The sequence below is a fragment of the Streptococcus sp. 27098_8_86 genome (assembly GCF_041432595.1).
Classification (GTDB): domain Bacteria; phylum Bacillota; class Bacilli; order Lactobacillales; family Streptococcaceae; genus Streptococcus; species Streptococcus pneumoniae_F.
In genome coordinates this window covers 316,318-336,512 of the sequence record NZ_JAPVZW010000002.1, presented here as the reverse complement: position 1 = coordinate 336,512, position 20,195 = coordinate 316,318, and the positions used below count along the sequence as shown (strand labels likewise).

General features: G+C 37.1%; 16 protein-coding genes and 7 pseudogenes. 20 read left to right on the top strand and 3 right to left on the bottom strand.

Annotation, left to right across the window (positions count from 1 at the left end):
* The first annotated feature begins 71 nt into the window (after nt 1-71).
* From O3616_RS03500 to O3616_RS03465, 8 genes and pseudogenes are all read left to right on the top strand, one after another.
* Entirely contained in the window at nt 72-953 is an 882-nt protein-coding gene (locus tag O3616_RS03500; RefSeq protein ID WP_371638103.1) for a diacylglycerol kinase family protein, read from the top strand.
* 63 nt (nt 954-1,016) lie between these two features.
* A complete protein-coding gene (locus O3616_RS03495) occupies nt 1,017-1,508 on the top strand; it encodes a phosphoribosylanthranilate isomerase (RefSeq protein ID WP_070479183.1) in 492 nt (163 codons plus the stop codon).
* A gap of 80 nt (nt 1,509-1,588) precedes the next feature.
* Nucleotides 1,589-2,438: pseudogene (locus O3616_RS03490) on the top strand (IS630 family transposase).
* 73 nt (nt 2,439-2,511) lie between these two features.
* Nucleotides 2,512-3,038, top strand: a pseudogene (locus O3616_RS03485) (type II CAAX prenyl endopeptidase Rce1 family protein); the annotation flags it as partial.
* Nucleotides 3,039-3,043: 5 nt separating this feature from the next.
* Nucleotides 3,044-3,214, top strand: a pseudogene (locus tag O3616_RS03480) (WYL domain-containing protein); the annotation flags it as partial.
* 224 nt (nt 3,215-3,438) lie between these two features.
* Nucleotides 3,439-3,942 (top strand): annotated as a pseudogene (locus tag O3616_RS03475) (DUF262 domain-containing protein); the annotation flags it as partial.
* A 6-nt stretch (nt 3,943-3,948) separates the two neighbouring features.
* Nucleotides 3,949-4,869, top strand: coding sequence for a DUF1524 domain-containing protein (locus O3616_RS03470; protein ID WP_371638119.1), 921 nt, complete (start codon nt 3,949-3,951; stop codon nt 4,867-4,869).
* Entirely contained in the window at nt 4,866-6,941 is a 2,076-nt protein-coding gene (locus O3616_RS03465) for a DUF262 domain-containing protein (protein WP_070479178.1), read from the top strand. Before O3616_RS03470 ends, O3616_RS03465 begins: the two co-directional genes overlap by 4 nt.
* Nucleotides 6,942-6,977: 36 nt before the next feature.
* Here O3616_RS03465 and O3616_RS03460 read toward each other — a convergent pair.
* Nucleotides 6,978-7,994 (bottom strand): annotated as a pseudogene (locus O3616_RS03460) (IS30 family transposase).
* Nucleotides 7,995-8,098: 104 nt separating this feature from the next.
* Between O3616_RS03460 and O3616_RS03455 the strand changes: the two are divergent.
* The 12 genes and pseudogenes from O3616_RS03455 to O3616_RS03400 all read left to right on the top strand — a co-directional run.
* Nucleotides 8,099-8,185 (top strand): annotated as a pseudogene (locus O3616_RS03455) (neopullulanase); the annotation flags it as partial.
* A gap of 119 nt (nt 8,186-8,304) precedes the next feature.
* Nucleotides 8,305-8,616 carry a hypothetical protein gene (locus O3616_RS03450; RefSeq protein WP_371638102.1) on the top strand — a complete coding sequence of 104 codons (312 nt, stop codon included), beginning with the start codon at nt 8,305-8,307 and terminating at the stop codon, nt 8,614-8,616.
* A 3-nt stretch (nt 8,617-8,619) separates the two neighbouring features.
* Complete coding sequence (locus O3616_RS03445; RefSeq protein WP_371638101.1) at nt 8,620-9,336, top strand: alpha/beta hydrolase; 717 nt, start codon at nt 8,620-8,622, stop codon at nt 9,334-9,336.
* Between the two features lie 8 nt (nt 9,337-9,344).
* Nucleotides 9,345-9,455, top strand: a pseudogene (locus tag O3616_RS03440) (type II toxin-antitoxin system death-on-curing family toxin); the annotation flags it as partial.
* 569 nt (nt 9,456-10,024) lie between these two features.
* Entirely contained in the window at nt 10,025-11,485 is a 1,461-nt protein-coding gene (locus O3616_RS03435) for an aminotransferase class I/II-fold pyridoxal phosphate-dependent enzyme (RefSeq protein ID WP_125457912.1), read from the top strand.
* Nucleotides 11,486-12,346 (top strand): polyamine aminopropyltransferase, encoded by an 861-nt coding sequence (gene speE, locus O3616_RS03430; RefSeq protein ID WP_033681797.1) that lies wholly within the window; start codon nt 11,486-11,488, stop codon nt 12,344-12,346.
* A complete protein-coding gene (locus O3616_RS03425) occupies nt 12,343-13,602 on the top strand; it encodes a saccharopine dehydrogenase family protein (protein WP_000088770.1) in 1,260 nt (419 codons plus the stop codon). The genes speE and O3616_RS03425 overlap by 4 nt, the downstream gene beginning before the upstream one ends.
* Nucleotides 13,602-14,729, top strand: coding sequence for a carboxynorspermidine decarboxylase (nspC, locus tag O3616_RS03420; protein WP_049487172.1), 1,128 nt, complete (start codon nt 13,602-13,604; stop codon nt 14,727-14,729). Before O3616_RS03425 ends, nspC begins: the two co-directional genes overlap by 1 nt.
* The gene (gene aguA, locus O3616_RS03415) at nt 14,726-15,811 is read left to right on the top strand and encodes an agmatine deiminase (RefSeq protein WP_371638100.1); all 1,086 of its coding nucleotides are present in this window, start codon (nt 14,726-14,728) and stop codon (nt 15,809-15,811) included. The genes nspC and aguA overlap by 4 nt, the downstream gene beginning before the upstream one ends.
* Nucleotides 15,812-15,820: 9 nt before the next feature.
* Nucleotides 15,821-16,696 carry an N-carbamoylputrescine amidase gene (gene aguB / locus O3616_RS03410; RefSeq protein ID WP_371638099.1) on the top strand — a complete coding sequence of 292 codons (876 nt, stop codon included), beginning with the start codon at nt 15,821-15,823 and terminating at the stop codon, nt 16,694-16,696.
* 190 nt (nt 16,697-16,886) lie between these two features.
* Nucleotides 16,887-17,588 (top strand): response regulator transcription factor, encoded by a 702-nt coding sequence (locus O3616_RS03405; protein ID WP_371638098.1) that lies wholly within the window; start codon nt 16,887-16,889, stop codon nt 17,586-17,588.
* Complete coding sequence (locus tag O3616_RS03400) at nt 17,585-18,463, top strand: sensor histidine kinase (protein ID WP_371638097.1); 879 nt, start codon at nt 17,585-17,587, stop codon at nt 18,461-18,463. Before O3616_RS03405 ends, O3616_RS03400 begins: the two co-directional genes overlap by 4 nt.
* 39 nt (nt 18,464-18,502) lie before the next feature.
* On the opposite strand, the gene O3616_RS03395 is transcribed toward O3616_RS03400, so the two are convergent.
* Both O3616_RS03395 and O3616_RS03390 read right to left on the bottom strand, forming a co-directional pair.
* Nucleotides 18,503-19,255, bottom strand: a complete 753-nt coding sequence (locus tag O3616_RS03395) for an ABC transporter permease (protein ID WP_049552005.1) — start codon at nt 19,253-19,255, stop codon at nt 18,503-18,505.
* A gap of 10 nt (nt 19,256-19,265) precedes the next feature.
* Nucleotides 19,266-20,174, bottom strand: a complete 909-nt coding sequence (locus O3616_RS03390; RefSeq protein WP_049510703.1) for an ATP-binding cassette domain-containing protein — start codon at nt 20,172-20,174, stop codon at nt 19,266-19,268.
* Nucleotides 20,175-20,195 lie beyond the last annotated feature (21 nt).

The window sequence follows — 20,195 nt, the reverse complement described above, 5'->3', positions numbered from 1 at the left end:
TAATAGGATTACATTTACTTGCATACGACGAAATGTAAACATTTCTATTTAAAAATTAAGGAGTATTATCAATGAAAAAAGCAATGTTAATTATCAACCCTACTTCTGGTGGCGAGAAGGCTTTGGATTATAAAGAAAAGCTGGAGAATAAAGCAAAAGAATATTTTGAGCACGTAGAAACCAAAATTACCGAAAAAGCGCTGGATGCAACACATTTTGCTGAGGAAGCTTCTAGTGAGCAGTACGATGCAGTGGTTGTGTTTGGTGGAGATGGGACTGTCAACGAAGTTATTTCGGGTATTGCTGAGAAAGACTACATTCCTAAGTTAGGGATTATCCCTGGTGGGACGGGTAACCTCATTACAAAACTGTTGGAAATCAATCAAGATATCGATGGCGCGATTGATGAACTGGATTTTGATTTAACCAATAAGATTGATATCGGTAAAGCAAATAACAATTATTTTGGTTATATCTTTAGTATCGGTTCTCTACCTGAGGCGATTCATAATGTTGAAATCGAGGACAAGACAAAATTCGGTATTTTAGCCTATGCTGTAAATACCATGAAGTCTGTCATGACAGATCAGGTCTTTAACATTAGGGTTGAGACAGAAAATGGAAATTATGTTGGTGAAGCTAGCCATGTGTTGGTTCTCTTGACAAATTACTTCGCTGATAAGAAAATCTTTGAAGAAGACAAAGACGGCTATGCCAATATTTTGATTTTAAAAGATGCTTCAATATTCTCCAAATTATCCGTCATTCCTGATTTACTAAAAGGAGATGTTGTCGGCAATGATAATATTGAGTATATCAGAGCGCGTAATATTAAGATCTCTTCAGATAGTGAATTGGAGTCAGATGTTGACGGCGATAAATCGGATAACCTACCTGTAGAAATCAAAGTCCTAGCTCAGCGAGTAGAAGTATTTTCAAAACCGAAAGAGTAGAAGGTAAAAATTAGTTTATTATTCACAACGAAATTAAGTTCTATATCAACGATTGGAGGAGGAATGAATTCTCTATTTGATGAATTTCGAACAATTTGTTCTCATTTAAACCAAGTAGGAATCACTCCGACGCTCATGGGGTCTTTGGGGTTTGAATACAGATCAAATGAAGAATGGAGGCCGTCTGACATTGACATTCATGTGCCTGGTGATCCTAGAGGTTGGGAAGCACCTGATCAACTCAGAATTTATGAGTGGGACAAGATAATGAAAGTGATGAAACACTTAGGCTATGCCTTAATAGATATTCATGAGCATGAATTCAAAAAAGATGGTCTGAGTGTTGAATTCGGAAGTATCGATTCTTTACCTGATTTTGCAGGAGTTTCAGAATCGGATATAGAGTTGATTCATCTCGAAAACATCACTTTTCGTGTTCCAAGTTTGGAACAGTTTTTAAGTATTTACAAGGCTTCTTCCCAAGATTCTTATCGAAATGAGCACAATAACAATAAGGATTTTAAAAAGATAGAGTGGCTGGAAAGACAGTTGTAAATCATCATTTGAAAAGTAGTTGGTTGTAAGGCTGGCTGCTTTTTTATTTATATAGTAATCCGAACCAAAAATAGTACATGATGTGCTATAATCTTCTTATGGCATATTCAATAAAGTTCTTGGCTATTGTGAGCGAACAGGTAGTATAACAGAAGCATCACACGTTTTCCAAATCTCACGTAATACTATTTATGGCTGGTTTAAGCTAAAAGAAAAAACAGGAGAGCTAAACCATCAAGTAAAAGGAACAAAACCAAGAAAAGTTGATAGAGATAGACTCAAAAACTATCTTACTGACAATCCAGACGCTTATTTGACTGAGATAGCTACTGAATTCGGATGTCACCCAACTACCATTCACTATGCTCTTAAAGCTATGGGGTACACTCGAAAAAAGAACCACACCTACTATGAATAAGACCCAGAAAAAGTAGCCTTATTTCTGAAAAATTTTAATAGTTTAAAGCACTTAGCACCTGTTTATATTGATGAAACAGGATTCGATACTTAGTTTTATCGAGAATATGGTCGCTCATTAAAAGGTCAATTAATAAGAGGTAAAGTATCTGGAAGAAGATATCAGAGGATTTCTTTGGTTGCAGGGCTAACAAATGGTGAGTTAATCGCTCCAATGACTTACGGAGAGACGATGACGAGCGACTTTTTTGAAGCTTGGTTTCAGAAGTTTCTCTTATCAACATTAAACAAGCCAGCAGTTATTATTATGGATAATGCAAGATTCCATAGAATGGGTAAGCTAGAGCTCTTATGTGAAGAATTTGGGAATAAACTTTTACCACTTCCTCCCTACTCACCTGAGTACAATCCTATTGAGAAAACATGGGCTCATATCAAAAAGCAACTCAAAAAGGTATTACCAAGTTGCAATACTTTTTTGAAGATCTTTTGTCTTGTTCTTGTTTCAATTGACTATATAATCGAGAGCAACTAAGAAGCAGTAAAAAAATATTATACGTAGAATAATCAAGATTAGGAAGATAAAATGACAGAAATTGATAAAAGGAATTTAAAAAATTACCTTTATTGTACATTCGAAATTACTTATATAGCTTGGTGGCTTCTTGCCCTATGTACACAATCTCATATTTTGGGATTAGATACGTTTATAGGGAGAATATTACATATAGTTGGTGCACTTGGACCAGCTATTGCAAGTGGCTTTTATTTGAAAAGGAATAATATAAAATTTAAATATTTTGTATTTAGTAAGAAAGAAAATAGTAGTATTTATTTCATTATTCATTTGTTAGCAATTTTGATACTATTTTCTGTATCTTTCTTAGAATTAAATGGAGTATCAATTTATCTGATGCCATTATTCTTTATACAACTAATTTTTTTGGTGGTGGACATGAAGAATTAGGATGGAGAGGAATATTACAGCTATTACTTGATAAAAAATATACTTATTGGCAATCTAATTTGATTGTAGGATTAATTTGTGGGATTTGGCATCTGCCTTTATGGTTTATAGTTGGAGAAAGTCATCAAGGATTTCCTTTGTTGTTGATTAATTCCCAACAGCAAAAATTATTGAAAAAATATCAAATGGTAATATTATTGAATTTGTGAGTCAAGATACATCGGGGTTGAAGAGATGGTTGTTGAGTCAAGCGGAATCCTTAAGGGTATTGTCTCCAAAGTCGTTAATTGATGATGTAAAAACTATTATTAAGAGAATGTAAGAAAATTACATTGACTAAAATTAGAAAAACATTTGATAAATTGATATCTTGGTTAATTATTTATGTTATAATAATATTAATAGTTTATAGAACTTAAAAGTGAAAATAATTGAAATAGGTGATTAAAAATGGGAATTTTAGAGAAGAAAATTGAAGATTTAAGAGGTCTTAAGTTCAACGTTCCATCATATCAAAGAGGCTATAGGTAGACTGAACATGAGGTTACAACTTTATTAGATGATTTTTATAATCATAACGCTGAGTATAAATATTGTCTACAACCATTAATCGTAAAAAAAGTTGCTGATGGCACTTACGATGTTGTTGATGGACAGCAAAGACTAACTAGTATTTATATATTTCTTAAATTTATGTCTGCAGAATTTAATAATGGTCGTAGAAGAACTAATCAATATGATTATTTTGATTTAGAGTATGAAACCCGAAAAGAGAGTGGAAACTATTTAAAGAATTTAAATTTTGATACGTATGAAGAAATCGAAAATATGGACATTGATGCTAGTCACATCAGTAAAGCCTTTGAAGCAATAGATAAATGGCTTGATCGCGAAGAAATAAACTCAAATAATGCTTTGAATGATATTTACAAGGTTCTTACAGAAAATGTATTTTTTATTTGGTATGAAATTGATGAATCTGAAGACCCTATAAAGATTTTTACCAAAGTTAATATTGGTAAAATACCGTTAACAAATGCTGAACTGATTAAAGCTTTGGTACTTGACAAAAATAATTATAAAATAGGAGATGAGAGTGATAGAATACATCGTTCTATTGCATGGAATCAAATAGAACATAGACTTCAACAGGATTCTTTTTGGCAGTTTTTGACTAATAATGAAGTTTATGATACTAAAATAGATTTTCTTTTCAATTTACTTATACTTGGGAATTCTGAGGTATATAGAGTTGACAAATACTCCACCTTCTATTCATTATATGAAGAATACAAGAGGGCAGAAAATAAATCAGAGTTTATATCAGATTTTTGGTCAAAAGTTCAAATACTATTTGAAGAATTAAATAATTGGTACTTAGATTTAGATAAATATCATTTAATTGGTTATCTACTTTCTTTAGATAGTAAAAATCTAGATAGAGTATTTAAGGCGACAAGAGACAAGAAAAAATCAGAAGCTTTCGATGAGTTAAAAAAATTAGCATTTGATACTATTCCTGAAATTGATTCGCTAGGCGAATTAGTATACGGAGATAAAAGAATTAAAAATGTATTACTACTATTTAACTTAGTTACTTTGATAAATAAAAGTGAGAAACAGTATCGTTTTCCGTTTGATATTTATAAAACTCAAAAGTGGGACATTGAGCATATTCATGCTAAAGCTGATGAAACGGCAGAATCTGATGATGGCTTAGGGAATCTAACTTTACTAGACGCTAAAACAAATCGCTCATATCGAGATAGTCCATTTGAACAAAAAAGGAAAATTATTATAGATGTGGATGCTAAAGGTCGTTTTGTTCCAGTTTGTACTAGAAATATATTTTTGAAAGTGTATAGTGGTGAAATTGAAAATTTTGAGGTTTGGTCAGACAATGATAAAACTGATTACATTAAGGCAATGAAGCTTGAATTTAATAAATTCTTTGGCAATGACGGGGAGAAAATATGAGTATGGTTGATGATAAATATGACTTAAAGTCTCTTTTAGAAAGTTATCGCATTGTAATTCCACTAATTCAACGCGATTATGCGCAAGGTAGGAAAGATTTAAGAACTACTGAGGTCAGAAAACAATTATTAATTGATATAAATTCTGCTTTAATTAACAGTGAAGTGCCAACTTTAGATCTTAATTTTATTTATGGGAAATCACATAATGGGAATTTTATACCACTAGATGGTCAGCAGCGACTTACTACTTTGTTTTTAGTATACCTTTTTGCCTTTAGAGATAGTGATTCTTGTGATTTTCTTAGCAATTTTTCCTATGAAACAAGAGATTCGTCCAAGCAATTTTTCACTAGTTTATTTGAATACAGAAAATCAATTTTTCAACTCGAAGAGAAGCCGTCTGAAATAATAAAAGATGCGGCATGGTTTGCAGATTCGTGGATATTAGATCCTACTATTCAAGGAGCATTAGTAACCTTAGATGGGATAACTGATTTTTTTGATTTTCAATACAACTATTCAGAGGTATTAACATTAGAAACAAATTATAGAGTTGCTTTCAATTTCCTTGATATCGAAGATTTAGGTTCAGAGGATGAACTATACATTAAATTGAACTCTAGAGGACGTCCTCTAACGGATTTTGAAAATTTTAAAGCAAGATTTATTTCAAGAGTACATGAGTTAGACACTAAGTTAGCAAACGATATAGCACTTAAGCTTGATACAAAATGGACTGATACTATTTGGAGATTTGATAAAAACCGATTTGATATAAACTTTTTAAATTTATTTGAAATTGCACTGATTAATAACTTAGATTCACTAGATTATTCTCAACGTGAAAATTGGACAACTAATATTTTATTTGAAGATATTAAGTTAGAACACATAGAATTGATTGCAAGAGTACTTGACTTTTTAACGGAAAATGAGAACTCAAAGGTTTCACAAGTTTTGGAAAAAGCTATCACAAGTAAGAGCATAAAAGATAGAGTCTATTTTCACTTCATTTCTTTGTATTTATTTCATTCAGGGACAGTATTAGATGATAAGTTTAAGAGTTGGTACCGCATTTTTAGAAACTTAACAGATAACTCTGAAATAAACTCTCAAGAACGTTATGAGAGAGCTATTCGAGGTATAAATGAGCAAATTAACCATCTTTCAGACCTTATCTATTATTTGTCTCAAAATAATAAAATTACAGGTTTTAGTATAGAACAGGTTAACGAAGAGATAGAAAAGGCGAAATTAATTATAGAAGATCCAACTCAATCAGAAGTGATATTTAATGCGGAAAATCATGTTTATTTTGGTGGACAAATTAGAAGTAGCTTTTATTTTGAAGATTCTGATTCTACAACTGATAAATACTCGAAAATCAGTTCTTATTGGGATAAGATAAGTGCTATGTTTGAAGCTACGAAACCTAAAGAAGGCATATTGCTAAGGACAGCTTTGCTTTCTTTTGGAGACTATACATTATATGTAGAAGGCAATAAAACACTTTGCCAAGATGATCCTAATGAAAGTTCAAGAACACCAAGTTTAAAACGATTATTTTCTTCTAAAAATCAATATGTTAAAAAAATACTAGATTCGATTGATATAAATAAACCATTAGAGTTAGAGTATAAGAGGATAATAAAAGAAAACATAAATAGTATAGATGAGCAAGATTGGCGATATATTTTTATCTTGTACTACAAGTTAATGTTCAGTAAAATGAATCGTTCACATTATAGATTAAAAGCCCCTAACGTGTCAGGTAGACCAGATGAAATGCTTCTAATTCCTAATAAAAATTCTAGAGGCAGAAATACTGATATTCATTTATTAGCATTGCAAGAGAAACTAAAGGAATTTAACATTAAGTCAGATTATGAAAGTCAGCCTAGTTTAGATACTTTAGATAGGGTTCTTCATGTTCAGAATTTATATGAGGTTAAATTCTATAAAGATCATTACAAATTTAAGAAATATGAAGATGAAAAATATTATAAATTAAATGAATTTCCTGCTTCCTATTTGAAGGTGGCTGAGTACTTGAGAAACAAACTCCAATAATATTTTATTGTGATGAATTCCGATACAACGAAATTATTAAGGAGCAATGCCAAATTTCAAGTTCAAGTTAGCCAGCAAGAAGTCTTCTCTGGGTGACTTGTAGTTCAAGTATTTTTTAGGATAGTTGTTAATCTAATTTTCGATGAAAGCGACTTCTTTAGGAGTCGTTTTCTTAGTTCCTTTAGGTAACCATCTACGAATGAGCCTATTGTGATTCTCATTAGTTCTCCTTTCCCAAGAGGCATAGGGGTGCGCATAATAGATGTGTTCCTTAGAAAACACATCAGACAAGCGGTTGAATTCTGTTCCGTTATCTGCCGTGATGGAAAGAATTTGATGCTGTTTTAAGATGAGTTTTAAAGCCTGATTGACCGAATCTGCGCTTTTATTTGGAATCAATCGGCTGATTTGATGTCTACTCTTTCAGTCAATCAAGACAAGCAAACAGTAATTTTTCAGTCTTGTAAGTAGAACAGTATCAATCTCATAATGCCCATTCTCAAAGCGAAGATTGATATCTTCAGGACGCTGTTCAATGGATTTACCAGCAGGTTTAAAGTTGATGCTAGCCTCTTTTTTAACCTCTTTTCCTTTTCTAGGATAGAGCAGATCCTGTTTTGACAATCCTAATTTTCCATGATGGATTCAGTAGTAGATGGTAGAAATTCCCACGTTAACGCCCTTGGCCTTGCCCATCATTTCAGGAGAAAACTTTTGATTATAATAGTGGAGAATCTTTTCCTTTAGTTCCTTGGTTCAGCTTGATTTCTTGACCGAGAGCTTGCGATTGCTTTCATAAGATTGTTGAGCGTAGTCGGCAGAGTAAACCTCTTTAAAGCGCCTCTTTCCAATACATTGTAGGACTGTCCCACGCTTTATTTCAGTATGGATAGTTTGAGGAGCTTTTCCAAGTAGAGAGGCAATTTCTCTATTTGATTTCCCTTCATTTTTCCATCTTTCGATTAAGCGACGGCTATAGATTGTCAAATGTTTGGCTTTTGTAGTATAATGTTTTTGCCTCTCTGTACCTTTCTTGTGTTTGCGGTTGAACAAGAAGTATAACACAGAGATGTCTTCTTATGCCTAGAAGTAGCTATAAGCTAGTTGAAACATCTAATTTTTAGGAGGGCTGGGTGGTTAACTTCATTATAGAACTTTCAGAAGCAGTATCACTAGCAAGCAATTGCCAAGAATTAGAGAATCAGCTTGTCATCTTTCCAAAAGGATTTGTGATTTTTCATTAAAGAGCAATTATGAGCGACAGGAAAGTTGTTGTATAGAGAAGATTTTAGAAACAGACTATTTGTCGTCTTGCCACAATTGGTATATAATTTAACATAGAGAAAATAGGAGGACTAATCGAATGGAATTAAAAGATTTTACATCAAAAGAACAGGAAATGATTAAGAAGGGACTTACGACGTCTAAGATTAGTGACAAGGAAACTGCTGAGAAGATTCTTGCTCTAGTACCGCAAGACTTGATTAAGCGAATCCCATTTTTCGTCAGAAAACATGCTACGACACGTACTATTAAACGCATTTCAATTGAACACCCTGAACTCTACGCTGCAGCTCAAACAAGTGGTGAAATTCCAGAAAAAGAACGCGAAGAATTACGTCAGATTATCACGACTATCTTTGAACAAAAGATGAATAAGCATAGTATTAATTAGAGAATGAAAAAATATTTTATTGGCGGTCTGGGAAGTAATGTCTATCATAGCAAGGATTTTCTTCAAGAACTAAATTCGCAGATTTATTTTCTAAATCCATATGAAAAGCATCTTCGAGATGAAACAGAATTGAAATCATGGTTTAAAAATGAGATTGTAGAGGAAGAATCTATCTGTCTGATAGGTCATTCTCTTGGAGGAGATTTGGCGCGTTATCTTGCATCGGAATTTTATGAAGTGACAAAACTGATTCTTTTGGATGGTGGTTATCTAGATTTAGATAAGATTTTACCTTTAGATACAGAGTTAGAGGAAACTAAAAACTATATTGAATCTCAAGTCGTTTCGGACTTAGATGTTCTTATTTCTAAAGAAAAATCTGAAGCAAAGCATTGGTCAGAAAATATGGAGAAAGCTGTAAGACAGTCCTATCACTGGAATGCGAAGTATAATAGATATGAGTTGGCTATAAATTATGAAAATATAGAAGCGATCCTACGCCTACGGAGGAAAATACAAGCTTTTAAGAGAGAAGTGGGAGATGCTTTGTTTATCAGTCCTCGCTATCCTAATGAAGCTACATGGAGAGAGGAAGCCTTAAAAGAATTGCCAGACTATTTTGATACTATTTTTCTAGAGAACTTTGGCCATGCGCTTTATACTGAAGCACCCAAAGAAATCGCTAGTATGATTAATGAGTGGCTCGCTTATTCTCAATGAGCTGGCTTGTATTGCTTGAAAAAAAGCATGTTTTTGCCAATGCTAATAAACGAACTGCTTTATTCGTTTTGGTGAAATTTATACAATTAAATGGCTATCGTTTTTCTGTTACCATTAAATAAGCACAAGATTCGTTAAGATACATTTAAAAGAACTAGTGGACTAGTTCTTTTTATATCCGCTTTCACATTATACAACTTATACAAATCTATATAAAATATTATTTTTCCGAACGAAAATAGATATTTTTTCAAAAAAGTACTTTACAGAGTGTTAGAAGTATGTTATATTAATAAAGCTTAGAAAATGAGATGATGTTTTCTAGCAAATATAAACCCGAGTAAAAAATGCCTACGGACAGGCAGGGTTGAATGCCGAAGCGTGGTTGAAAAACCACATTATTGATAGGGTTAAAAGCCTACTTTTATAAGTTGATGTTAGGACACTTGTCCTAATTCATAAATTTCTAGTGTGGTGAAAGCACACGTCATCTTGTGAAACGATCAATAAAGTACGTAATATTTGCTACTAGAGAGTTAGGAAACATCGGGAACAGACATACTCAACAGAAACAAACATAAAAACGTCAGAAGATTGCAGAGCAGGTGAAAACCTGCTCTTTTTTCATGAGTCAACCTTTAGTTCCTTAGTTTTCATAAGGTCCTAAAAATATTGAAAGGAGTATGTCTTGAAAGAGTTAGATCAAAACCAAGCCCCAATTTATGAGGCCTTGGTGAAGTTACGCAAGAAACGGATTGTTCCCTTTGATGTTCCAGGTCACAAGCGTGGACGGGGAAATCCAGAACTTGTCGAACTGTTGGGTGAAAAATGTGTTGGCATTGATGTCAATTCGATGAAACCCTTGGATAATTTAGGCCATCCCATTTCGATTATTCGGGATGCAGAGGAGCTGGCGGCGGATGCTTTTGGAGCTAGCCATGCCTTTCTCATGATTGGTGGAACAACTTCATCGGTGCAGACTATGATTCTGTCCACCTGCAAGGCAGGGGATAAGATTATTCTGCCGAGAAATGTCCACAAATCTGCTATTAATGCACTGGTTCTATGTGGTGCCATTCCCATCTATATCGAGATGAGTGTAGATCCTAAGATTGGTATCGCTTTAGGTCTTGAAAATGACCGAGTAGCACAGGCCATAAAGGACCATCCAGATGCCAAGGCCATTTTGATTAACAATCCTACTTACTACGGCATCTGTTCAGATCTAAAGGGTTTGACAGAAATGGCTCATGAAGCTGGCATGATGGTTTTAGTAGATGAAGCCCACGGAGCGCACTTACATTTTACTGATAAACTTCCAATTTCTGCCATGGATGCAGGGGCTGATATGGCAGCAGTTTCCATGCATAAGTCTGGTGGGAGTTTAACCCAAAGTTCGCTTCTTTTAATCGGGGAGCAGATGAATCCTGAATACGTACGTCAGATAATCAACCTTACCCAGTCAACATCTGCCTCTTACTTGTTGATGGCCAGTCTGGATATTTCACGTCGCAACTTGGCCCTTCGTGGTAAAGAATCGTTTGAGAAAGTTATTGAACTATCCGAGTATGCCCGCCGTGAAATCAATGCTATCGGAGGTTACTATGCCTACTCAAAAGAGTTAATAGACGGAGTGTCCGTTTGCGATTTTGATGTGACCAAGCTGTCCGTTTATACTCAGGGTATTGGCTTAACAGGTATCGAGGTTTATGACCTCCTGCGCGATGAATACGACATTCAGATTGAGTTTGGTGATATTGGTAATATCTTGGCCTATATTTCGATTGGTGACCGCATCCAAGACATCGAGCGCTTAGTTGGTGCTTTAGCTGATATCAAGAGACTCTACTCGAGAGATGGAAAAGATTTGATAGCTGGAGAATATATCCAGCCCGAGTTAGTGCTGTCTCCACAAGAAGCCTTCTATGCAGAGAGAAAAAGTTTGATCCTGGATGAATCTGTTGGACAGGTCTGTGGGGAATTTGTCATGTGTTACCCTCCAGGGATTCCAATCCTAGCTCCAGGTGAACGCATTACCCAAGAGATAGTCGATTATATCCAATTTGCCAAGGAACGTGGTTGCTCCCTCCAAGGGACGGAAGACCCAGAGGTCAATCACATCAACGTCATTAAGAGAAAGGAGAACTAGATGGATTTATGGTTTTCTGAAGTTCATACTCCAGATGTGAAATTGTCCCTGAGAACAGCCAAGCAACTCTACGCTGGAAAAAGTGAATGGCAGGATATTGAAGTCTTAGATACGCCAGCTTTTGGGAAAATACTGATTTTAAATGGGCATGTCTTGTTTTCAGATGCGGATGATTTTGTCTACAACGAAATGACAGTCCACGTTCCCATGGCTGTCCACCCAAATCCCAAGAAAGTTTTGGTAATAGGAGGTGGCGACGGAGGTGTTGCCCAAGTATTAACACTCTATCCTGAACTGGAACAAATCGATATTGTGGAACCAGATGAGATGCTAGTTGAGGTTTGTCGTGAGTATTTCCCTGATTTTGCTGCAGGGCTAGATGATCCTCGTGTTACCATTTACTACCAAAATGGACTGAGATTTTTGAGAAACTGTGAAGAAGACTACGATATTATCATCAACGATGCGACAGATCCATTTGGCCATACGGAAGGGCTCTTTACCAAGGAATTTTACGGCAATAGTTATCGGGCTCTGAAAGAAGACGGCATTATGATTTACCAGCATGGAAGTCCATTCTTTGACGAGGATGAATCTGCTTGTCGTAGCATGCACCGCAAGGTCAATCAAGCCTTTCCAATCAGTCGGGTTTATCAGGCCCATATTCCAACTAGCCCTGCTGGCTACTGGTTGTTTGGATTTGCATCGAAAAAATACCACCCTGTCAAAGATTTTGACAAGGAAGGCTGGAAAAAACGCCAGCTTTTCACAGAATACTACACTGCCAACTTACACGTGGGGGCCTTTATGTTGCCCAAGTATGTTGAGGACATTTTAGAAGAAGAGGAAGGAAAAAAATGAGTCGTTTACTAGTTATTGGATGTGGGGGCGTTGCCCAAGTTGCTATTTCAAAGATTTGCCAAGATAGCGAAACCTTTACAGAGATTATGATTGCTAGCCGTACCAAGTCAAAATGTGATGACTTGAAAGCGAAGCTAGAAGGCAAAACAAGTACAAAGATTGAGACAGCTGCTCTTGATGCCGATAAGGTAGAAGAAGTCATTGCCTTAATCGAAAGCTACAAGCCAGAAGCTGTTTTGAACGTAGCGCTACCATATCAAGATTTAACCATTATGGATGCTTGTTTGGCTACGGGCGTTCACTATATCGATACAGCCAACTACGAAGCAGAAGACACAGAAGATCCTGAGTGGCGTGCCATTTATGAGAAACGCTGTAAGGAACTTGGTTTTACAGCCTACTTTGACTATTCATGGCAGTGGGCTTATCAGGAGAAATTCAAAGAAGCAGGCCTGACTGCTCTGCTTGGATCTGGTTTTGACCCAGGTGTGACTAGTGTCTTTTCTGCTTACGCCCTTAAACATTATTTTGATGAAATCCACTATATCGACATTTTAGACTGTAATGGTGGTGACCACGGTTATCCATTTGCGACAAACTTTAACCCAGAAATCAATCTCCGTGAGGTTTCAGCACCAGGTTCTTATTGGGAAGATGGAAAATGGGTCGAAGTGGAAGCCATGTCTATCAAACGTGAGTATGATTTCCCTCAAGTTGGCCAAAAAGACATGTATCTCCTTCACCATGAAGAAATCGAATCATTGGCAAAAAATATTCCAGGTGTCAAACGAATTCGTTTCTTTATGACTTTTGGTCAATCTTATCTGACGCACATGAAATGCTTGGAAAACGTTGGTCTCCTTCGTACGGATACCATTAACTTCAATGGGCAAGACATCGTTCCAATCCAATTCTTAAAAGCTCTGCTTCCAGATCCAGCCAGCCTTGGCCCACGCACTGTTGGTAAAACCAATATTGGATGTATCTTTACAGGTGTCAAAGACGGCGTTGAAAAAACCATCTACATATACAATGTTTGTGACCATCAGGAATGTTACGCAGAAGTTGGTTCACAAGCTATTTCTTACACAACAGGCGTTCCAGCCATGATTGGGACAAAATTGGTTATGAATGGTACTTGGAAACAAGCTGGAGTGTATAATCTTGAAGAATTGGATCCAGATCCATTTATGGAAGCTTTGAATGAGTATGGTTTGCCATGGGTTGTGGTTGAAAATCCACAAATGGTGGACTAATGAAGTTAGAACAAGTACCAACACCAGCTTACGTCATAGACTTGGCAAAGTTAGAAGCCAATTGCCGTATCCTACAATATGTTCAAGACGAAGCTGGTTGCAAGGTTTTGCTTGCCCAGAAGGCTTATTCCCTATATAAAACCTATCCCTTGATTAGCCGGCATCTATCAGGTACGACTGCAAGTGGTCTCTATGAGGCCAAGCTGGCTAAAGAGGAGTTTCAAGGGGAAGTCCATGTCTTTGCGCCAGCTTTCAAAGATTCAGACTTGGAAGAATTACTTGAAATTACTGACCATATCGTTTTTAACTCAGAGAGACAGTTGCGTAAACACGGTCCGCGTTGTCGTGAGGATGGTATCAGTGTCGGTTTACGTCTCAATCCTCAATGTTCAACGCAGGGTGACCACGCGCTCTATGACCCTTGTGCTCCTGGCTCTCGCTTTGGTGTGACACTAGATAAAATTCCTAGCGATTTGCTGGATTTGGTTGACGGACTTCATTTTCACACCCTCTGCGAGCAGGGAGCGGATGATTTAGAGACAACTCTGAAAGCTGTAGAAACGCAGTTCGGTTCGTACTTACATCAAGTCAAATGGCTCAATATGGGTGGTGGACACCACATCACAAGAGAAGACTACGATGTGGATTTGCTGATTTCTGAAATCAAGCGTATCCGAGAAACTTACAATCTTGAGGTTTATATAGAGCCGGGTGAAGCCATTGCGCTCAATGCGGGTTATCTAGCAACTGAGGTTTTGGATATTGTCGAGAACGATATGGAAATCTTGGTTTTAGATGCCTCCGCGACCTGCCATATGCCTGATGTGCTCGAAATGCCTTACCGACCACCATTGAGAGATGGCTACGAAGCGCAAGAAAAAGATTATACCTATAGACTATCTTCCAATACCTGCCTGACGGGTGATGTGATTGGCGATTATAGTTTTGAAAATCCAGTTGAGATTGGAGACAGACTTTATTTCGAAGATATGGCCATTTATTCCTTTGTTAAAAACAATACCTTCAATGGTATTGGGTTGCCAAGTCTCTATCTCATGGACGAGCAGGGTGACTGTAGCTTAGTCAAAGCCTTCGGCTACCAAGACTTTAAAGGGAGATTATCATGATAGAAACTCCGAAAAAAGCAGGCTATCGTATGCCTGCAGAATATGAATCCCATCATGGTACCCTCATGATATGGCCGACTCGACCAGGATCTTGGCCTTATCAAGGCAAGGCAGCCAAAAAGGCTTTTAGCCAGATTATAAAAACCATAGCAGAAGGGGAAAGAGTCTATCTTTTGGTGGAGCAAGACTATCTATCTGAGGCACAAGACTACCTTGGAGACAGCGTTGTTTATTTAGACATTCAGACAAATGATGCCTGGGCCCGTGATACTGGTCCAACCATTCTCGTCAATGATAAAAGAGAAAAATTGGCAGTCGATTGGGCTTTCAATGCTTGGGGCGGAGCTATAGATGGTCTTTATCAAGATTATGAAGATGATGACCAAGTAGCAAGTCGTTTTGCTAAGGCCTTGGAAATGCCTGTATATGATGCTAAACCTTTTGTACTTGAAGGTGGAGCAATACATAGCGATGGTCAAGGAACGATTCTTGTGACCGAAAGTTGCTTGCTTAGTCCTGGTCGCAATCCTCATCTTAGTAAAGCAGAAATTGAGAATACCTTATTAGAGTGCCTTGGTGGTGAAAAAGTTATTTGGCTTCCTTATGGTATTTATCAAGATGAAACCAATGAACACGTTGATAATGTTGCTGCCTTTGTTGGTCCTGCAGAGCTTGTTTTAGCTTGGACGGACGACGAAAGTGATCCTCAGTATGCCATGTCAAAAGCAGATCTTGAACTCTTAGAGCAAGAAACAGATGCAAAAGGTCGTCCCTTCACTATTCATAAATTGCCTATCCCTGCAGTTCGACAAGTTGTGACAGAAGAAGATTTGCCAGGATACATCTATGAAGAAGGAGAAGAAGAGCGTTATGAGGGTGAGCGCCTTGCAGCTTCCTATATAAACTTTTATATCGCAAACAAGGCTGTCCTAGTTCCACAGTTTCAGGATGTAAACGACCAAGCGGCCCTAGATATCCTCAGCAATTGTTTCCCAGACCGTAAAGTTATCGGAATACCAGCCAGAGATATTCTATTAGGTGGTGGAAATATTCACTGCATTACCCAACAAATCCCAGAATAGGAGAAAAAGATGAGAAATGTAAGAGTTGCAGCTATTCAAATGCAATGCGCTAAGGATGTTGAAACCAATATCCAAACAGCTGAACGTTTAGTTCGACAAGCTGCTGAGCAAGGAGCCCAAATTATTCTCTTGCCTGAATTATTTGAACGTCCCTATTTCTGTCAAGAGCGTCAGTATGACTACTACCAGTATGCCCAGTCGGTGACAGACAATACAGCCATTCAGCATTTTAAGGAGCTTGCTAAGGAACTACAGGTTGTTCTACCGATCAGTTTCTATGAAAAAGATGGCAATGTCTTGTATAACTCTATTGCTGTCATTGATGCAGATGGGGAAGTGCTGGGCGTTTACCGAAAGACCCACATACCAGATGATCATTATTATCAAGAAAAGTTTTATTTCACGCCTGGTAACACTGGTTTCAAGGTCTGGGATACTCGCTATGCCAAGATTGGGATCGGTATCTGTTGGGATCAATGGTTCCCTGAAACAGCGCGCTGTCTTGCATTGAATGGTGCTGAATTGCTCTTTTATCCAACAGCCATCGGTTCAGAGCCGATTTTGGATACAGACAGTTGTGGTCACTGGCAACGTACCATGCAAGGACACGCAGCAGCAAATATTGTCCCAGTCATTGCAGCCAATCGTTATGGTTTGGAGGAAGTCACTCCTAGTGAGGAAAATGGTGGACAGAGTTCCAGTCTTGACTTCTACGGCTCATCCTTTATGACGGATGAAACAGGAGCTATTCTAGAGCAAGCTGAAAGACAAGGAGAAGCTGTTCTGTTAGCTACTTATGACCTAGACAAGGGAGCAAGTGAACGCCTAAACTGGGGTCTATTTCGAGATAGAAGACCCGAAATGTATCAACGCATTACGGACTAGTAAGGGAGAAATGAGAGATTCATTCTGCTAGACTCGTTTTCACTAGCAACTATAGGGATACTAGGTCATCTAGGAAGTGAATTTTATATTTTAATCCTCTAAGGCTTTCTCGCACTTTTATGCGAGGAGCTTTTCTGTTTAAGCTTTATCAATAAAACATGCTATAATAGTTGCAGAAAGGTTGGTATTTATGGCTAGGATATTGGTTATTGAAGACAATAGTGACATTCAAGAGATTTTGCGAACACTTCTTACTGAAGAGCATAAGGTGATTCAAGCCTTTTCAGGAACTGAAGGCATCATGCGTTTTGACCAAGGTGGGATTGACCTCGTTTTGCTAGATATCATGCTTCCTGGAAAAAATGGGGATCAGGTTTTAAAAGCTATCAGGGAACAAAGCCAAACTCCAGTCATTATGCTAACAGCTTTGAGCGATAAAAAACTTATCAGTCAATACCTCTTAGACGGTGCCAATGATTACATAGTCAAACCTTTTGATTTGGACGAAGTCTTTGCTAGAGTTACTGTTCAATTACGTCAAAGCGTAGAAAAACAGCCTATGGAAATAGAAAAAACTGAAAATCTGCCACAAAACTTGAAAAATATCCAGTTTGATGCCGAAAGTTTTGAAATCAAAAATAGTCAGGAAACGATTCGCCTTGCCAAGAAAGAATGCTTGATTCTCCAAACACTCCTTAATCACCCAAAGAAAATTTTTACCAAGGAAGAACTTTATGAATTAGTCTGGGAGGATAGCTATCTACCTGGAGATAATACCCTCAATACGCATTTGAGTAATCTTCGTAAAAAATTTAACCAGCTTGACCCAAATCAAGAATATATTGAAACCATTTGGGGAGTTGGGGTAAGATTAAAAGGAGACAAGCAATGACCTACATGATAATTTTTGTCCTACTGTCACTCCTAATTATTTTATCGATTGCATTGATTCGCTACCATCTAGCACTTAAAAACTTGAGTCAACAGATTGAAGATAAGATTCTCACGGGTAGTATGAAAAGAGTCGGAGTCAGCATTTTTTCCAAACATTTTTTACATCTCTACCAGCAGATTGAGAATCTATTTCAGGAAGTGGAACAATCTCGATTGGTTATGAAAAGGGAAAAACAGACTCTGGATATGGCCATCAGCAATATCGCCCATGATATCCGGACGCCTCTGACTATCGCTTCAGGCTACACCCAACAATTGATAAAGTCTCCTGAAAAGCAAGCAGAAACCTTACAAAAAATCGCCCAGCATCTTGATTTAGTTTCTAAACGTTTGGAGGCTCTTCTAGAATATCGTCGTTTGATGGAAGGGGCTGTCAAACCGAAAATGGAAGAAGTTGATCTTTCAGCTTTTATCACCAAGAAGACTCTGGCTTATTATGATGTTTTTCAGGCGGCAAATATCACGCTTGATTTTAAGGTTGAAGCTGGTTTAACAACAAGGACTGATGAAGACTTGCTGGATCGAATTTTACAAAATTTGCTTGGAAATGTCCTCAAACATGGCAAGGAAGAAGCACTTCTATCTTTAAGAAAGGAAAAGGAACAGCTTGTCTTAGAGGTTGCAAACCTTGTTAAACAGCCTATCAAAAAAATAGAAAATCTCAGCAACCGTTTTTATTCTGAAAATCTATCTGATACTGAAGAGTCCTCTGGTTTAGGCCTATATATCACTGAGGAATTATGCCATCTTCTTGGTGCAGAGATGAAACTAAGCACAGATGGCCAGTGGTTGTCGGTTTTCATTTATTTTTAACGAAATAAACCTCCTCTGTAGGCAAGAGGAGGTCATTTTTTATAGACTTTTCTTTTTGAAAACTGCCAGTCCACTTAGATTAAAGATTACAATAACAGCTAAGGTAACTATAAGTGTATAGAAAATGGATTCACTATTAGCAGTCATAGCATAGAAAAACTGCAATGATAAATATGGCAAAATTTTGATACTTGGGAAGATGAGCATTGGCATAGAAAGTAAGATAGAGCTGACCAAATAACCAATAAATACCGCAAGATAAGAATGACTCACATAGAGAATGAAGGAAACAATGGAAAGCCAAGCAAGAAGGCAAAGAAATTGAAGGAAAATGGTTGTCAATAGATTGCCAATAAAGCCATCAGGCATAGTTCCAAATCCATTTAAGATAGTTGCTGGAATAAAGGCAATCACAAGGCTGATGATAAGTTGCAAAAGTGCAATACAAGCCACTACAAAGGCTTTGGCGAGGAAAAACTCTGTACGAGAAACCCCTACTGTCAAACTATTTTTATAGAGCTTTCCGATTAAATCAACACCGAGAACTAGACAAGTTATAATAATACAGAGAAAAACGAGGTTTGAACCTTGACTAGATGCGTTAATCAGGGCTTGTACACCGTCCCAACCATGGGTTGGAATTTTTGGCTCTTCTGTCTGGATTGCCATCAGATGGCCAGTAGCTCCAATACTTGCGCCCATTAGCATGAGAGTAAAGAGAATGAATTCTGTAATCCAGAATCCTTTGGAGCGGAAAAGACGGTAAAAGTCTGCTTGAATGGTATGTATCATGATTTTCCTCCTATTGGACCAATTGAGTGAAGTATTCTTCTAGGTTTTGACGAGCATAGTAAATCTCGTCAATAGCAACATCTGCCAAGGTTAATTCCTTGAGAATCTGTTTGACATCTTGTTCATTTCCAAAGATATGGATTTCATTTTCAGGGTTCACTACCTTAAACTGGAGTTGGATTTGTTCTTTCAATACTTGACAAGCTTTCTCTTTATCAGATGTCTTAAGAACAATATAATCCTCACTTAGTGTTTCAAATTCAGCTTTGCTGATTTCACGGATAATCTTGCCTTGATCTAAAATACCAAAGCGATTAGCTACGAGATAGAGTTCTGACAAGATATGGCTAGAGATGAGAATGGTTATCCCTTTTTCTTGATTGAGCCGTTGAATCATCAGACGAAATTCTTTGATACCTATTGGGTCGAGACCGTTGATAGGTTCATCTAGGATCAGGAAGTCTGGTTTGGATAGAAGGGCAATGGCGATACCAAGTCTTTGTTTCATTCCTAGCGAGAAATCACGAAAGACTTTCTTACCTGTATCTGACAAACCAACATAGTCCAGCGTTTCACGAATGACTTGATCAGCATTTGGAATATGGCGAATCATACAGTAATATTTCAGATTTTGATAGGCTGTTAAGTGATTATGAGCTACAGGTGATTCGATAACAGAACCTACTCGAGATAGGGCCTTGGTCCACTCATTTTCCGATTGACTAGAAAAGAGGGAAACAGTCCCTTTATCCGCAAACAGTAGTTGCGTAATGATTTTTATCAATGTGGTTTTCCCAGCTCCGTTCTTTCCGATAAGTCCATAAATATCTCCCTCTCTTATCGTTAGATGAAGATCCTGAAGAATAGCTTGTTTGTTAAAGTTTTTGGACAATCCATGAATGTCGAGTACTGTTTTCATGATTCTCTCCTTTTGATTTAT

Coding starts and splice junctions, on each gene's coding strand:
- O3616_RS03405 (WP_371638098.1), top strand. CDS start 16,887: ATGGCTAGGATATTGGTTATTGAAGACAATAGTGACATTCAAGAGATT.
- O3616_RS03450 (WP_371638102.1), top strand. CDS start 8,305: ATGGAATTAAAAGATTTTACATCAAAAGAACAGGAAATGATTAAGAAG.
- O3616_RS03495 (WP_070479183.1), top strand. CDS start 1,017: ATGAATTCTCTATTTGATGAATTTCGAACAATTTGTTCTCATTTAAAC.
- O3616_RS03500 (WP_371638103.1), top strand. CDS start 72: ATGAAAAAAGCAATGTTAATTATCAACCCTACTTCTGGTGGCGAGAAG.
- aguA (WP_371638100.1), top strand. CDS start 14,726: ATGATAGAAACTCCGAAAAAAGCAGGCTATCGTATGCCTGCAGAATAT.
- nspC (WP_049487172.1), top strand. CDS start 13,602: ATGAAGTTAGAACAAGTACCAACACCAGCTTACGTCATAGACTTGGCA.
- O3616_RS03465 (WP_070479178.1), top strand. CDS start 4,866: ATGAGTATGGTTGATGATAAATATGACTTAAAGTCTCTTTTAGAAAGT.
- aguB (WP_371638099.1), top strand. CDS start 15,821: ATGAGAAATGTAAGAGTTGCAGCTATTCAAATGCAATGCGCTAAGGAT.
- O3616_RS03390 (WP_049510703.1), bottom strand. CDS start 20,174: ATGAAAACAGTACTCGACATTCATGGATTGTCCAAAAACTTTAACAAA.
- O3616_RS03425 (WP_000088770.1), top strand. CDS start 12,343: ATGAGTCGTTTACTAGTTATTGGATGTGGGGGCGTTGCCCAAGTTGCT.
- O3616_RS03445 (WP_371638101.1), top strand. CDS start 8,620: ATGAAAAAATATTTTATTGGCGGTCTGGGAAGTAATGTCTATCATAGC.
- O3616_RS03395 (WP_049552005.1), bottom strand. CDS start 19,255: ATGATACATACCATTCAAGCAGACTTTTACCGTCTTTTCCGCTCCAAA.
- O3616_RS03400 (WP_371638097.1), top strand. CDS start 17,585: ATGACCTACATGATAATTTTTGTCCTACTGTCACTCCTAATTATTTTA.
- speE (WP_033681797.1), top strand. CDS start 11,486: ATGGATTTATGGTTTTCTGAAGTTCATACTCCAGATGTGAAATTGTCC.